The following is a 14,035-nucleotide window of genomic DNA, read 5'->3' on the forward strand; positions in this document are numbered from 1 at the left end:
ATCAGCGTTTCCACGCTATTTTGGCATATTTACGTAAAAACAGAAAAAGACCCGTAAAATACGGATCTTTCGAGGGTCAAGCTTGACAAATCGGAACTTCACCACTATCTAAACGATAAATGTGATCATTCCTTTATTGCCGTCATTTACCATCTGTTCAATTGTCTCCCTAAGTCTTTTACGGGCATTTGGTGGAACAGAAGATGTTTTGAAACGAATACTTTCTTTCATTACTTCATGCAATGGTGTACCGAATAGTTGTGTCTGCCAGAGTGCATCCCGATCATGCAAATATGCATTTTTCAATTCCTTCAATAGATGTTGACTATGAAATTCTGATCCGATTAAAGGTGAGAACTCTGCATCCATGTCAATGCGAATAATATGAAGGGATGGTGCAGCAGCTTTCATACGTACACCATAGAAATTATCCTGTTTAATAAGTTCCGGTGGGGACGGCTGGAAATCGTCGATTGTCGGTAAAGCAACACCATATCCAGTCTTCTTCGCCGTATCAATGGCTTCCGCATACATATCATATGATTTTTTCGCTTTTACAGCGTCCTTAACGAATAACAACCAATCTTTTTTAGTCGTCATTTCTTGCTGCATTAAATCTTCGCATACTTCAAGAAACGCCCGCTCATCCATTTCGATGTTAACGGTAGCTTTTCCTTTTCCTGCATCCACTTCAACCACTTCAGCACTTCGCACATATTTCTCATCTTTCAGCCGCTCAGCCAACTCCTGGACTTTACGGATTTTTGATGCAACGAGGAAGCCTTCCTTGATGACATTGTCTATGGATGTATTCAGTTCATGATCTGCACCGAGCACGTCCATCCAATCGGGCTTTTGTAATTCAATGTCCGTAATTGGAAATTCATACAAAGCCTCTTTTAAAATGAGCTGAATCTCTTGTGCATTCAATTGGTCGGCGCTAATGGCGATCACCGGCACACCATGTTTTTCATGCAATTGCTCTTTCAATGCAACGGTCCTGTCATGCGCAGGCATTTTTGAATTCAAAACGATGACAAAAGGCTTGCCGATTTCTTTCAACTTGCCTACAATCTCCTCTTCTGCAACTTCAGCTGCGGCTCTCGGAATATTGTTTACTGTCCCGTCTGTCGTCAAGAGGATACCGATTGTGGAATGGTCACGGATTACTTTATCCGTACCGATGCGGGCCGCTTCCTCGAATGGAATCGGTTCATTATGCCAAGGCGTATGGACATACTTCGGGCCATCCTCGTCTTCATAACCTTTCACACCATCGATGACATAGCCAACACAGTCCGCCAGCCTCACTTGGAATGAAAGTTCTCCGTCCCCGATTGAAACTTGTGTGCCTTGTGCGGGAACGAATTTAGGTTCGGCTGTCATAATAACTGGACCTGGCGAACTTTGAGGCAATTCATCTTGCGCCCTTGCCCTGTCTCCCGCATCCGTCATATTTGGTATGACGACTTCTTCCATCACCCTTTTCACGAACGTCGACTTCCCGACACGGACAGGGCCCACTACACCTATATAAATATCCCCATCAGTTCGTCGAGCCAAATTTTCATACAACTCTTCTTTCATACTTAGCCCTCCTTTTTTCGCGCATATTAGTTTATGTAATAGAAAAACGTTTCATGCCAATAAAGACATGAAACGTTTTGAAATCTATTTGCCAGGAATGTTTGCCATAAAGACAGGTTCATTCTGTTCATTCACAGTATATGGCAGAGAGTAGGCGGGTACTACTAAACTTTCTTCCTCAAGCAGAAAACGAATATCGTCACCCGGCTTAACTTCAGGCTTCTGTTCACTTAAAATCCGGTTCAAATCGATTGAATAATCGACGTAGAAATTCCCATCTCCACTCACAATGATTGGAAGCTGAGCATTCGAATAAGGGCTATCAATCATCAATGGTGCTTCGAAGCCCATCTTTTTATAATCAATTTCATATACATTTTCTCCGACAGACTCTTTAAATGGCAGATTTCCATTAATCTGTCTCCGTAGATGCAACTCCCTGATGCGTTCTGCAGTTCGTAAATCCACAAGCTTAACGGTAGGATTTTCATCCACATCAATGAGGATATATTGGAAGATGCCACCACTTTCATAAGCATTGGAAGGAATCTTTTCAGTATATGCAGGAACAATTTTCGAGAATTCAATCGGGTATTTTATGTAACGATCCGTCTCTAAATCCTTTGTTTTGATAGGTAATAGTCCATCATTACTCTCTTGGTACGAGTTTACCGCCTTCTGGACAGTTTCAACCTGATCTGCATAAGGATTTTCTCTTACTGCTTTTTCATCACCGGGATACATACAACCAGAAAGTAAAATCGTCAGCATAATCGTCAACAACAACGTGATCTTTTTGTGATGTGTATTCATCTTCATCCTCCTCCTGGTCCGCTGAATACCAGGTAAACCATTGCAAAAAACGAGAAAATCAGTAAAGCATAAGCTATCAGGGCCAAAATAAATTTAATTAATCTATTAGAAAGTTTGTGTCTGCTCAAATAAATAAGCCCCATGGAAATTGCCATGAAACCCATTGCATAAAAAGACAGCCACATTTTATCCAAAGGAGACAAGTGGATCATCCTTTCGTCTATCATGAAGCTTAATCATTTAAGAAAAAGTCTTCTATTTCATGTTTTTTCGTTCTGTTCATAAGCTCATCAACTGCTCCTTTTGGAGGGATATCCTTAAATAGTATGGCGTACAGCGCTTCAGTCAACGGCATAGAAACTTCGTAGCGCTTCGCCAGCTGATGGGCAGCTTTAGTTGTCCTGACGCCCTCGATGACCATGCCCATACCAGAAACGACTTCATCAAGGCTATTCCCCTTCCCTAGCAAGTTGCCGGCTTTCCAGTTTCTTGAATGCACGCTTGTACACGTAACGATCAAATCACCAAGTCCAGTTAATCCTGAAAACGTAAGGGGATTTGCTCCCATTTTCACGCCCAGTCTCGATATCTCCGCAAGTCCACGGGTAATTAAGGCCGCTTTCGCGTTATCTCCATAACCAATGCCATCTGATATACCAGCAGCTAATGCAATGACATTTTTTAGAGCAGCACCAATTTCAACGCCAATCAGGTCGCTGTTCGTGTACACACGAAAGTAGTTATTGCTGAACAGATCCTGGACTCGTTCTGCGGATAGCTGATCTGTAGACGCGGCGGTAATTGTTGTCGGATGTCGCAGTACAACTTCTTCTGCATGGCTTGGACCTGACAACGCGACAACCGCTTCCCGTTTGTCTGGACTGATTTCATCCTCTATCACTTCTGAAATTCGTTTCAACGTATCCGGTTCAATGCCTTTGGAAACGTGAATAAACAGACACTTTTTCTCTATAATCCCTGCTATATCATTACAAAGATCGCGGATTGCTTTTGTCGGAACAGCAATCACAATTGTTTCAGCATGCTCAATAGCGGTTTTTAAATCTGAAACGGCTTGTAGATTTGTCGGCAATGAAATACCCGGCAAGTAGGCTTCATTCGTATGACGTTCATTTATTTCAAATGATTGTTGTTCTCGCCTGGTCCAAAGCAGACAGTCATGACCGTTTTCAGCAAGGACAAATGCAATGGCAGTACCCCAGCTACCAGCTCCGATTACTGTAACTTTTTCCAAAAGTCCCACCTCTTTCATATCAACTTCTTGCGCGTGTTATGAGACGAATTGGCGTCCCTTCGAATCCGAATGATTCACGTAAACGGTTTTGCAAGAAGCGTTCATAAGAAAAATGCATAAGTTCAGGTTCATTGACGAAGACAACGAAGACCGGTGGCTTGACAGCTACTTGTGTTGCATAATAAATGCGTAGTCTACGACCTTTGTCAGATGGTGCAGGGTTACGCGCAACTGCATCTTCGATGACTTCATTTAAGACACTTGACTGAATACGCATCGCATGATTTTCACTAATTATTTTAATCTGATCAAATAAAGTTGTCACACGCTGTTTTGTCTTAGCTGAAACATAAGCGATTGGTGCATAATCAAGGAATAAGAAGTTCTTTCTAATATCATCATTAAATTTATTCATCGTCTTGTCGTCTTTTTCGATAGCATCCCACTTGTTGACGACGAACATGACACCTTTCCCTGCATCTTCAGCATAGCCAGCAATTCTTTTGTCCTGCTCACGTATTCCCTCTTCGCCATTTAGGACAATCAGCACGACGTCGGAACGGTCAATCGCTTTTAATGCTCTCAGCACACTGTATTTCTCCATATTTTCATACACTTTGCCTTTTTTTCGCATACCAGCTGTGTCGATAATTTTATATTTCTGTCCTTCAAATTCATAGGAAGTATCGACGGCATCAGTTGTTGTACCGGCTACTTCACTGACGATAACCCGGTCTTCACCGAGTAAAGCATTGACGAGTGAAGATTTCCCTACATTTGGTCGTCCAATCAAAGAGAAACGGATGACGTCATCTTCCACAAGCTCTTCTCCTGGTTCAGGGAAGCTCGCGGCTACAGCATCGAGTAAATCTCCGAGTCCTAGCCCGTGCGATCCTGAGACGGGGTACGGATCTCCAAAGCCAAGTGAATAGAAATCATAAATCATATCACGCATATCGGGGTTGTCCACTTTATTGACGGCGAGGACAACAGGTTTTTTCGTTTTGTACAATATTTTGGCAACTTGTTCATCAGCATCTGTGACACTTTCCCGACCATTGGTCAAAAATATTATTACATCTGCTTCTTCTATTGCGATTTCAGCTTGTAAACGGATTTGTTCCATAAACGGCTCATCGCTAATATCAATTCCGCCAGTATCAATAAGATTAAAATCATGCGCTAGCCAATCTGCAGAGCTATAGATGCGGTCACGTGTTACTCCGGCAACATCCTCGACGATTGAAATACGCTCTCCGACAATACGATTAAAAATCGTCGATTTCCCTACGTTTGGTCTTCCAACAATTGCTACAGTTGGTTTATTCATAAGTAAACACCCTTCCAGTATATCTCTTGTGTTATTATACACAAAAAAGATGATGATGCCTATGCAAGCACCATCACCATTTAGTTTGACGTTCATTCAGTTGTTCATGAAACGGACAAAATTATTCCGAGAACTTTTTTAACTGATCGCCAATTACATCACTTAACGAGAATCCAGTTTCTTCTTTCATCTCATAATCGCCATATGAATTATCATCTTCGTTGTCGACAAGATCTTTAATACTCAACGAAAGACGTCTGTCATCTGCATTGACATCAATAACTTTCACATCAATTTTCTGTCCTTCTTCTAACACTTCGTTCGGCGTTCCGATATGCTGATGAGAAATTCGCGAAATATGCACGAGCCCTTCTACTCCCGGGAACACTTCTACAAACGCTCCGTAAGTGACAAGGCGTTTTACTGTCCCTTCCAAGACAGATCCTTTTGGTGCACGATCTTGAATTCCCTCCCATGGCCCAGGCAATGTTTCTTTGATGGATAGGGAAATTCTTTCTGAATCACGATCGACAGATAGGATTTTAACATTTACCTTGTCGCCTTCTTTTAGTACGTCAGACACTTTATCGACATGTTCATGAGATAGTTGAGAAATATGGACTAACCCATCCACACCGCCGATATCTACGAATGCGCCAAATGAAGCGATTCTCTGAACCGTTCCTTCGAGCACTTGACCTTCATTTAATCCGTCTAGGATTTCTTCTTTCTTGCTCGCTTTTTCTTCTTGAAGTATCGCGCGGTGCGAGAGGATCAAACGGTTTTTCTCTTTGTCCATTTCAACGATTTTGAATTCCATCGTCCGCCCTTTGTAGTCTTCAAAAGATTCAACAAAGTGATCTTCAACCAGAGAGGCTGGAATAAATCCACGCACACCCAGATCCACGACTAAACCGCCTTTGACTACATCTTTCACTTCGGTTTCGATTGTTTCCTGCTTATTGAATTTCTCTTCAAGCGAATCCCATGCGTTCTCGGCATCCACTTTTCTTTTAGATAGGACAAAATTATCGTCTTCAACTTTAGTAATAATCAATTCAAGCTCATCGCCGACATCAACCGCATCGGACGCTTTCTCAATGTGTAGACTTGATAGTTCACTGATGGGAATCACGCCATCGAAAGGTGCTCCGGAAATTTCGACCATCACGGATTTATCTTCGATGTTCGTCACTTTTGCGGTGACACGGTCACCTTCTTTATAAGCGTTCATCTCATCTAAATTCATTTCTTCAGTCATATGTAGTCCTCCTCTATAATGATTCCTACCTCTATATTATTCGAATCGATTCATAAAAACAAAAAATTACGCTTATCATTTTATTTATGTTGATTTAATAGGGACTGGATTTCTTTCATAATCACTTCCGTGACTTCTTCTGCGGACGCTCTGTTTTCCCGGTATGACGTCATATCAATCGGTTGACCATAGATGACATGTAACCTCTTGAATTTCTTATAAGGACCAACAATAGCACAGGGTATTACTGCTGCATCACCTTTTAGTGCAAAAAAACCTGCACCAGCAAGTCCTTTTCCAAGTTGTCCGTCTTTACTCCTTGTCCCCTCAGGGAACATACCCACAACTTTACCGCCGCGCAGCAGTTTCAGGGTTGTCCTGAAAGCATCCCTGTCACTCATGCCACGCTTGACTGGAAAAGCTTGCACTTGAGGAAGTACAGACTTCAAGATTGGCATGTTGAAAAGCTCTTCCTTCGCCATAAAATGGACAGTTCTTGGACACGTGATCCCAACGACTGGCGGATCAAGATTATCAATATGATTCGTACAAAGCAGCACTCCTCCTTCTCGGGGGAAATTCTCCTTACCAGTCACCTTAATACGATATAACGGATAAAAAATTGTACTTATAAGAAACTTACCGAGCGGATACAAGTTCATGGCTGCATCCTCATTTCAGCGAGTACAATAACCTTGTCTACCACTTGATCAATTGTCATGGAAGTAGTGTCAACGAGAACTGCGTCATCCGCCATCTTCAAAGGTGATACAGCGCGCTCACTATCTGATTGGTCACGTTTTTCGATTTCCTGTTTCAGCTGTTCAAGCGGAGTATAAATTCCTCTCGACTCATTTTCTATGAATCTGCGCTCTGCACGTTCATCTACCGAAGCTGTCATGAATATTTTCAGTTCCGCTTTGGGAAGTACGGCTGTTCCAATATCTCGACCATCCATGACAACACCCGTTCCAGTAGCAAGCTCTCTTTGTTTTTCAACCATAAGTTTGCGAACACTCATATGGGTAGCAACCGCTGATACGCCAGCTGTCACTTCATGTGATCTGATTTCCTCGGAACAATCAATGCCATCAATCAAAACGGCTTGATTATCTCCATCCGGCTTCAAATGGATGTCCGTGTTCTCCAATAAAGCAGTCAAATCATGATCACTATTTAAATTTATGTCCAACTGAATCGCTTTATGTGTCAATGCACGATACATAGCTCCCGTATCAATGTACGTATAATTCAATTTTTGCGCGATTTTTTTGGCGATTGTGCTTTTTCCAGCAGCAGCCGGTCCGTCAATCGCTATGATAATCCCATTTAACATATCATCTACCCCCGAATTCAATTCGAAAACATTGTAACATATGGAAATGGGAAAAGTCCTGAATTAAACAGGTCTTTTCCCATTACTACACTTTTTCTCTACTTTTCATTACGATGCTGTAATTGTCGCTCAAAACAGAAACGGATGATATTCTGTCGATCCGTCGTATCAATTTCAGAAAACTGCATCGAAGCAATCCGACGCCCATCCTTTTCCCATATTCGTACTGCTTGTGCTTCTGTTCGGACGTATTTGATATCGTCATTCACATAAGGCAGAACTACACTCAGATTCACAATATCCGATTCTTCAAAAACCTCTTTGTCGCCAAGATTCAGTGCAATACCACCTGCGCTAATATCTTCAGCTACAAATTGACTGCTGACACCCGCATGATTGACTGCAACATCAATCGCTGTTTCGACACGAACAAATTCACGCCTCTGGATTTTGATCAACTGCTCATCGCCGGGATAGGATAATTTCAGCATAGGTATCCCTTTGTTCATTCTCCCTGTGACTTCAGCTCTAAAAGCAAAGGACATTTTATTATCGACGAATGATATGAGCAATTGCGTGCCATCCATGAAAAATGCTGTGCGATTTGTTTCTATATGTGCAGGATAGTCAATCATTACATAATCGTCCCCTGCGTCTACAACTTTGCTTTTATATTTGTCTCCATTCTCGGTGTAATCTTTATCAATGATGACAGTTGTACCAACTTTAAGACGCATCTGAAAACACCTACCCTTTTACTAGTTGTATCTATTATCGCACGGGTAGGCATAAATTCCAATATTGAATTTCAGTTCATTTGAACTAATCGTAAAAACGATTGGAATTTTGTCAATGCAGTCTCTCTGTTTTGATAACCTCCGTATTTTCTGTATCTACAAGAACGTTATACGTTCCAGTTTGGCCATTCTCATCGCGTGTAACCGTTAAATAATAAGCTAATCTTTGTTCAAATTTGCTATTTTCAACATAAGCCATTTCATTTTTCGCAATTTTCACGTCTTCAAAGAAGAATTCATTCCAATCGATTTTTTCGATTTTCTGCCGATGGAGTTTCTCTTTTTGAATATATTCCGTAGCGTCAAGCCCGATTAACTCTCCAGTATCTTTTGCAATTTTGAGGTGAATTGCATCTGAAAATACTTTAGCTTCATAAAAGGGTTCTTTCCTGACATAGACGAGATGCCATGCTGTTGAATTCTCTCTAGCTTCTTCGAAAACGAGGTCATTATATTCCGCTAATTCGAGGAAAGCATCTCCTCTTTTTTCAATCTCTTCAAAAGTAAGGCTTCCTTTTCCAAAAGGCCTTTCGGATAAGTAGGAAAGCACATGGCCACCCTTTTCTGTTATGTCAATATAGCCAAGCGATTCACCATCAGTGAACCGGATATGAAAGAATGGATAAGGCGCACCGGGTTTGCTCATTTCAACACCCATCACATCATTGGATACTTCCGGGAAAAGAGTTTGGAACCTCTTGACAGCTTCTGCCTGTTTCACTTTTGGCTCATCGATATTTTTTAATTCCTTCTTTTTCATCCTGTCAGATTCACTTGCAGTCAGGGGAAAATCACTTTCGGTATAACTTTTGATGGATTGACTAATATTCGTCCAGTTAGACTCGTTATTCGTTGCATTTAAACGATCTGTCCATTCATCCATAGAATATCTTCCGTCTACTAGCCCAGACGTAGCGACCAACCATTCCTTCTTCATCTCACCAAGATTTTTAGAAGCTTGTGACATAACTGTATGATAATCTTTAGGCATCCCCGAAGCGTCAACCTCTTTTGCGTAATTTCCGATTCTTCCAAGATAGTTCATCCACGAAGTGGAAAATCCCTGGTCTAGAGGTAATGAGGATACTGAATTTTTAATATCGGATGACAGCCTCCAAATATCATCTCGAGCTTTTGAAGACCCTTCAGATTCATTGAACAAAAGTGTCTGTTTCACTGCAGAATCTAGTTCTTCGAATTTTTCGGATGCATCCGACATTTTTTTTGCATATTGGTTACTTAGCGCCAACGATAATTTCTCATTTTCTGCAGACTTGTTTACTGCAAACACTGAAACAACGACTAAAACGTAAGCGAGAACAAAAAGTATTTTTTTCATAGTGTTGTCCACAGCTCCATTTTTTTAACGGAGCTATTCAATCCTCCTTCATTTACAGAATCAGTGACAGAAAACATGCAGCCCTATTTTCTTAATCTGGGGTCTCGACCATATCCATTTACTTGTTGCTGTAATAGGATTGAAATAGTAAATGGAACTTTCCGATGGATCCCACCCGTTCAAAGCATCCAATACAGCCTCTTTCGCACGATCATTGGGCGTTAGCCATATTTGACCATCTGCTACAGCTGTAAATGCTCCTGGTTGGAAAATAACACCGCCAACTGTATCTGGAAAGTCAGGGTGTTCTACGCGGTTAAGGATGACAGCTGCGACGGCGACTTGCCCTTCATATGGCTCTCCTCGGGCTTCACCGTAAACAGCATTAGCCATTAATTTCAAGTCTTGTTCAGAATACTTGGATGGCAAGTGTATATTTTCTTTCTTGCCACCTCCCTTTTTAACTTGAGATGACAGTGGCGTCCCTCCATAATAAGTAAACTGATTCCCTTTCTTTATGTTATCCATGACAAACTTCTCGTCATATGAAGAAGCAGCAGTCAACTTCTTTTTCGTCAAGGATCCAGCAATTCCATCTAACGGCATGCCATATTTTTCTTGAAAATTACGTAAAGCCCAATAGGTTCCATAGCCAAATTTACCGTCAATCTCTCCATTATAAAAACCAATATATTGCAGTCTGGCCTGCAGTTCGATGACATCGTCCCCTGTTGCACCTTTACTTAAATCCCTGGAGGAAAAAGCATCTGTGTGATCACTTGTAACCATAAACGAAATTCCAATTACAGCAATAACCGCCAATAAGCTTGTAAATATTTTCTTCATATTAGACCCTCCTTTTCTTCAGTTTGTCCAAGTAATACGGTTTTATTAGTTTTTGACAATAAAAAAAATCCGACTGTATCGCCGGATCTTCGGATTGGTATTCAGTTATCTTTTAATCTTCAAATTCGCTTTTCTTCTGAATTGCTGCATAGCAAATGTATGAGCGTATTTCACCCTTGTTAGCCCGAACCACCATAAAAAAAGCATGAAAGGTATAATCAGATATAATGAAAGATCGTTTACCCCTAGAATCCCGTTATAAATGAAGTGTAGTATAAAAGGGGCGAAAAAAGCGAAGAACAACATACCTTTTCGGTTTGAACCAACTATGAATTTAGCTCTCCCGAAATAATAACCCATGACGACACCGAATAATGCATGACTCGACACAGGCAACAAAGCTCTCAAGAAAGCCGTATCCACCCCAAAAGTAAACAGGTAAAGGATGTTTTCCACTGTCGCAAAGCCCAAAGAAACACTTGCGCCGTAAAGAATTCCATCGTATGCGTCTTCGAACTCGACATGTTTAAAGATGGCAATTAATAAGATGAGCCATTTGAAAAACTCCTCTATACCACTCGTGAAAATAGCGTTCCGAAAAAACTCATTCTGGATTATCTGCTCTTCTTCAAACACATGTTGAACGAACATAATCGGGAATGTCATGATAGCACCATAAATGAACGTATGAAACAAAGTAAGTGAAGGTTCCTTAGCTATCTGTTTACGCAAATAAAAATAGCTGAATAAAGCCAGACCTGGCGCAATCGCCACTGAAAGCAAAATGATCATACCCAGGCAGTCATCCTTTCCCTACTACTCATCATTCCGATGTTTTAACAAAACAGCTAGCAAACACTATAACATCCGCCTGCTTATATCCTCCGCAATAAGTCCGCCATGCAGTCTTCCGTTTTCTATAAATATTTCATTTGAATTATTCCCTGCGGCAATGACACCCGCAATATATAAACCTTCGACATTCGATTCCATAGTCGAATCATTAAATTTCGGTTTTCCACTTTCTTTATCGATTTCTACACCCATACGAGCTATAAATTCGTGATCAGGATGGTACCCAATCATCGCAAATACATAATCATTGGCAACTGTCAACTTTTCACCATTCGTATCGAACTGCACTGATGTTTCAGTGATTTCCTCGATTGTCGCATTAAAATGCATCGAAATTTCACCGCTTCGAACAAAACTGTCGAATGTAGGTAAAATCCAAGGTTTTACACTTGGGGAATACTCCGACCCTCTATAGAGTGCTGTGACGGATGCACCTGCACGTACAAGTTCAATCGCAGCATCAATTGCAGAGTTCTTACCGCCGATAATAACAACATTCTTACCAAAGAAAGGATGCCCTTCTTTAAAATAATTGAAAACTTTAGGTAATTCTGCTCCTCGTACGTCAAGCTTGTTTGGATTGTCATAATAACCTGTAGCGACGACAACATATTTAGCTGAATAAGTGTTTTTATCCGATTCAACAATGAACTCATTATTAGTTTTCTTGACATTTCGCACAGTTTCAAAACTGTTCAAAGCTAGATTTTTCATTTTGGCAACTGTACGGTAGTAGACAAGCGCATCATTTCTTTTTGGTTTTTCTTTCGCAGTGATGAACGGAATATCCCCGATAGATAGTTTTATACTAGAACTGAAAAACGTTTGGTGTGTGGGATAACGGTAGATCGAATTGACAATATTCCCTTTTTCAATTATGAGAACATCCAATCCTTTATCCTGTAATTCAATAGCGGCGGATAAGCCACATGGCCCTCCACCGATAATGATGACATCTTTATTGTTCATTTAAAATCAGCTTCTTTCAACATCAATAATTTATTTTAATAACATGACTTTCCGGCTTGGCACCGAGTCTCAATGGAAGTAGTGAAGTTCCATATCCGTTGCTAATCAGTTTGGCTTTGCCCTCTTGTTCTGAAAACTTGCCTAACGGTTGCATACCGTACTTTCCGAATCGGATTTGTCCTCCATGCATATGTCCGGCAAGCATCAACTCTGGATGAATGATTTCTTCGATTTTTCTAAACAGAGACGGCGTATGTGTGGCAACAATCAAATGCTTATACTGATTGATATTTTTTAAAGTACTTTGCACATCGACATTCCGATTTGAAGGGTCATCCGTTCCACAAATAGCCCAAGAAGGATGGACTTTAATAACCGCATTTTCATTATCCAATATTGTTCCACCGTTTCGTGTGATAATCTCTCTTAACGCTTCCTCACCAATTTCACGGTCGTTATTTCCCCAAATGAAAAACAATTGACCAAGTTTTGAAAGCTCTTTTACATTACGATTGATTCGTGAAAGTGGTACACCGCCTTCAGCTAGATCACCGCCAATTACAACGACATCCATTTCTCCAAATGTTTTCACTTGCTTCATCAATCGTTTGTCAATACGTCTTCGATGTATGTCAGAGATGAAAAAAACGGACAGAACCTTCCGTTCCGGATTTTCAGAATCTACACTGTACGAATGGTGGCAAACATTACGTCGTTTTGCTAAAAAGAACATATGCATTAATAAACTAATTATGAATAGAAAAACAGCTAAAGTGCATTTAAATAGTATTTTCATGTTGGCACCTATCACAAGAAAAAGGCAAAGAAGCGAACTTTGCCTAACTCTGGATTCTCAGAATATATCACTTTGGTATTATTAATTTTTGTCCTACTCTTATATCATTTGACGATAGACCATTCGCTTTCTTGATCTTTTCAACACCAACATCTGATCCGTAATAATTCATAGAAATACGGTATAACGTCTCATTAGCAGCGACAATATGTGTTGCTGACTGAGGTTTTGTTTCAGGTTTTGTTTCAGGTTTCGTTTCAGGTTTCCTTTGTGGCTTCGTTTCAGGTTTTACTTCAGGTTTCGCTTGCGGCTTTGTTTCAGGTTTCACTTCAGGTTTTTCCACTTCAGGTTTTTCTTTCCCGTCAGAAACATCATCTTTTCCATTTGCGGGAGGATTAACTGACACTGGCGGTTTGCCCGCACCTGTATTTGTTTCTATTTTAGCACTATCGGAGTTCTCTTCCTTATCTGAATCATCCACAACCGAGACAGATCCTGCCGTCTTTCCAGGTGATATGTCCATTGTTACGTCTGATTTGTCACTAGCCGAACCGCTATCCGAACCAAAATAGAAATTATAGATCACAAACGCAAATATTAAAATAGGAATAAACGCAAAGACCCCAAGAATAATATTTATCATCGTATGGTTAGAGGTTTTTCTCGACTTGCGTTGTCTCCCATGCCGTTCAATTCTAGAAGGCAATTGGTCATCGGTACCATTGTTCAGATCTATTTCTTTACGCTGTTCTTCGAAATCGGTTTTATAATCATTATTATTCATCTGCATATTCTCCTATCCCATGATGCTCTTCATTCTATTATGACGAATAATGTCGTAAAAGTAAACG

The 14,035-nt window shown here is 40.7% G+C and carries 15 protein-coding genes; all 15 read right to left on the reverse strand.

Annotation, left to right across the window (positions count from 1 at the left end; all coding sequences use genetic code 11):
- Positions 1 to 108: 108 nt before the first annotated feature.
- The 15 genes from spoIVA to QWT69_RS08455 all read right to left on the reverse strand — a co-directional run bounded on the left by spoIVA (position 109) and on the right by QWT69_RS08455 (position 13,968).
- A complete protein-coding gene (spoIVA, locus tag QWT69_RS08385) occupies positions 109 to 1,587 on the reverse strand; it encodes a stage IV sporulation protein A (protein ID WP_317964700.1) in 1,479 nt (492 codons plus the stop codon).
- A gap of 84 nt (positions 1,588 to 1,671) precedes the next feature.
- The gene (locus QWT69_RS08390; protein ID WP_317964702.1) at positions 1,672 to 2,400 is read right to left on the reverse strand and encodes a hypothetical protein; all 729 of its coding nucleotides are present in this window, start codon (positions 2,398 to 2,400) and stop codon (positions 1,672 to 1,674) included.
- Positions 2,401 to 2,402: 2 nt separating this feature from the next.
- Positions 2,403 to 2,627, reverse strand: coding sequence for a DUF2768 domain-containing protein (locus tag QWT69_RS08395; RefSeq protein WP_431312274.1), 225 nt, complete (start codon positions 2,625 to 2,627; stop codon positions 2,403 to 2,405).
- A gap of 5 nt (positions 2,628 to 2,632) precedes the next feature.
- The gene (locus QWT69_RS08400) at positions 2,633 to 3,655 is read right to left on the reverse strand and encodes an NAD(P)H-dependent glycerol-3-phosphate dehydrogenase (RefSeq protein ID WP_317964704.1); all 1,023 of its coding nucleotides are present in this window, start codon (positions 3,653 to 3,655) and stop codon (positions 2,633 to 2,635) included.
- Positions 3,656 to 3,674: 19 nt separating this feature from the next.
- Entirely contained in the window at positions 3,675 to 4,985 is a 1,311-nt protein-coding gene (gene der, locus QWT69_RS08405) for a ribosome biogenesis GTPase Der (RefSeq protein ID WP_317964706.1), read from the reverse strand.
- 121 nt (positions 4,986 to 5,106) lie between these two features.
- Positions 5,107 to 6,246 carry a 30S ribosomal protein S1 gene (gene rpsA, locus QWT69_RS08410; RefSeq protein WP_317964708.1) on the reverse strand — a complete coding sequence of 380 codons (1,140 nt, stop codon included), beginning with the start codon at positions 6,244 to 6,246 and terminating at the stop codon, positions 5,107 to 5,109.
- Positions 6,247 to 6,326: 80 nt separating this feature from the next.
- Positions 6,327 to 6,908, reverse strand: coding sequence for a lysophospholipid acyltransferase family protein (locus QWT69_RS08415; RefSeq protein WP_317964710.1), 582 nt, complete (start codon positions 6,906 to 6,908; stop codon positions 6,327 to 6,329).
- The gene (gene cmk, locus QWT69_RS08420) at positions 6,905 to 7,582 is read right to left on the reverse strand and encodes a (d)CMP kinase (protein WP_317964712.1); all 678 of its coding nucleotides are present in this window, start codon (positions 7,580 to 7,582) and stop codon (positions 6,905 to 6,907) included. The genes QWT69_RS08415 and cmk overlap by 4 nt, the downstream gene beginning before the upstream one ends.
- 98 nt (positions 7,583 to 7,680) lie before the next feature.
- Positions 7,681 to 8,319 carry a flagellar brake protein gene (locus tag QWT69_RS08425; RefSeq protein ID WP_317964714.1) on the reverse strand — a complete coding sequence of 213 codons (639 nt, stop codon included), beginning with the start codon at positions 8,317 to 8,319 and terminating at the stop codon, positions 7,681 to 7,683.
- A 112-nt stretch (positions 8,320 to 8,431) separates the two neighbouring features.
- Positions 8,432 to 9,718: a PepSY1/2 domain-containing protein gene (locus QWT69_RS08430; RefSeq protein ID WP_317964716.1), complete on the reverse strand. Its 1,287-nt coding sequence runs from the start codon at positions 9,716 to 9,718 to the stop codon at positions 8,432 to 8,434.
- Between the two features lie 60 nt (positions 9,719 to 9,778).
- The gene (gene sleB / locus QWT69_RS08435) at positions 9,779 to 10,564 is read right to left on the reverse strand and encodes a spore cortex-lytic enzyme (RefSeq protein WP_317964718.1); all 786 of its coding nucleotides are present in this window, start codon (positions 10,562 to 10,564) and stop codon (positions 9,779 to 9,781) included.
- Between the two features lie 105 nt (positions 10,565 to 10,669).
- Positions 10,670 to 11,356, reverse strand: coding sequence for a glutamic-type intramembrane protease PrsW (gene prsW, locus QWT69_RS08440; protein WP_317964720.1), 687 nt, complete (start codon positions 11,354 to 11,356; stop codon positions 10,670 to 10,672).
- A 66-nt stretch (positions 11,357 to 11,422) separates the two neighbouring features.
- Complete coding sequence (locus QWT69_RS08445; RefSeq protein WP_317964722.1) at positions 11,423 to 12,388, reverse strand: YpdA family putative bacillithiol disulfide reductase; 966 nt, start codon at positions 12,386 to 12,388, stop codon at positions 11,423 to 11,425.
- A 22-nt stretch (positions 12,389 to 12,410) separates the two neighbouring features.
- Positions 12,411 to 13,184, reverse strand: coding sequence for a metallophosphoesterase (locus QWT69_RS08450; RefSeq protein WP_317964724.1), 774 nt, complete (start codon positions 13,182 to 13,184; stop codon positions 12,411 to 12,413).
- Between the two features lie 67 nt (positions 13,185 to 13,251).
- The gene (locus QWT69_RS08455; RefSeq protein ID WP_317964726.1) at positions 13,252 to 13,968 is read right to left on the reverse strand and encodes a LysM peptidoglycan-binding domain-containing protein; all 717 of its coding nucleotides are present in this window, start codon (positions 13,966 to 13,968) and stop codon (positions 13,252 to 13,254) included.
- Between the last annotated feature and the right edge of the window lie 67 nt (positions 13,969 to 14,035).

Origin of the sequence: Sporosarcina oncorhynchi (assembly GCF_033304615.1) — a bacterium.
Taxonomy (GTDB): domain Bacteria; phylum Bacillota; class Bacilli; order Bacillales_A; family Planococcaceae; genus Sporosarcina; species Sporosarcina oncorhynchi.

Excerpts from the sequence above, each read along its gene's own strand:
- QWT69_RS08445 (WP_317964722.1), bottom strand. The coding sequence starts at position 12,388 with ATGAACAATAAAGATGTCATCATTATCGGTGGAGGGCCATGTGGCTTA.
- rpsA (WP_317964708.1), bottom strand. The coding sequence starts at position 6,246 with ATGACTGAAGAAATGAATTTAGATGAGATGAACGCTTATAAAGAAGGT.
- QWT69_RS08390 (WP_317964702.1), bottom strand. The coding sequence starts at position 2,400 with ATGAATACACATCACAAAAAGATCACGTTGTTGTTGACGATTATGCTG.
- QWT69_RS08430 (WP_317964716.1), bottom strand. The coding sequence starts at position 9,718 with ATGAAAAAAATACTTTTTGTTCTCGCTTACGTTTTAGTCGTTGTTTCA.
- QWT69_RS08425 (WP_317964714.1), bottom strand. The coding sequence starts at position 8,319 with ATGCGTCTTAAAGTTGGTACAACTGTCATCATTGATAAAGATTACACC.
- sleB (WP_317964718.1), bottom strand. The coding sequence starts at position 10,564 with ATGAAGAAAATATTTACAAGCTTATTGGCGGTTATTGCTGTAATTGGA.
- spoIVA (WP_317964700.1), bottom strand. The coding sequence starts at position 1,587 with ATGAAAGAAGAGTTGTATGAAAATTTGGCTCGACGAACTGATGGGGAT.
- QWT69_RS08415 (WP_317964710.1), bottom strand. The coding sequence starts at position 6,908 with ATGAACTTGTATCCGCTCGGTAAGTTTCTTATAAGTACAATTTTTTAT.
- QWT69_RS08450 (WP_317964724.1), bottom strand. The coding sequence starts at position 13,184 with ATGAAAATACTATTTAAATGCACTTTAGCTGTTTTTCTATTCATAATT.
- QWT69_RS08455 (WP_317964726.1), bottom strand. The coding sequence starts at position 13,968 with ATGAATAATAATGATTATAAAACCGATTTCGAAGAACAGCGTAAAGAA.
- der (WP_317964706.1), bottom strand. The coding sequence starts at position 4,985 with ATGAATAAACCAACTGTAGCAATTGTTGGAAGACCAAACGTAGGGAAA.
- prsW (WP_317964720.1), bottom strand. The coding sequence starts at position 11,356 with ATGATCATTTTGCTTTCAGTGGCGATTGCGCCAGGTCTGGCTTTATTC.
- QWT69_RS08395 (WP_431312274.1), bottom strand. The coding sequence starts at position 2,627 with ATGATAGACGAAAGGATGATCCACTTGTCTCCTTTGGATAAAATGTGG.
- cmk (WP_317964712.1), bottom strand. The coding sequence starts at position 7,582 with ATGTTAAATGGGATTATCATAGCGATTGACGGACCGGCTGCTGCTGGA.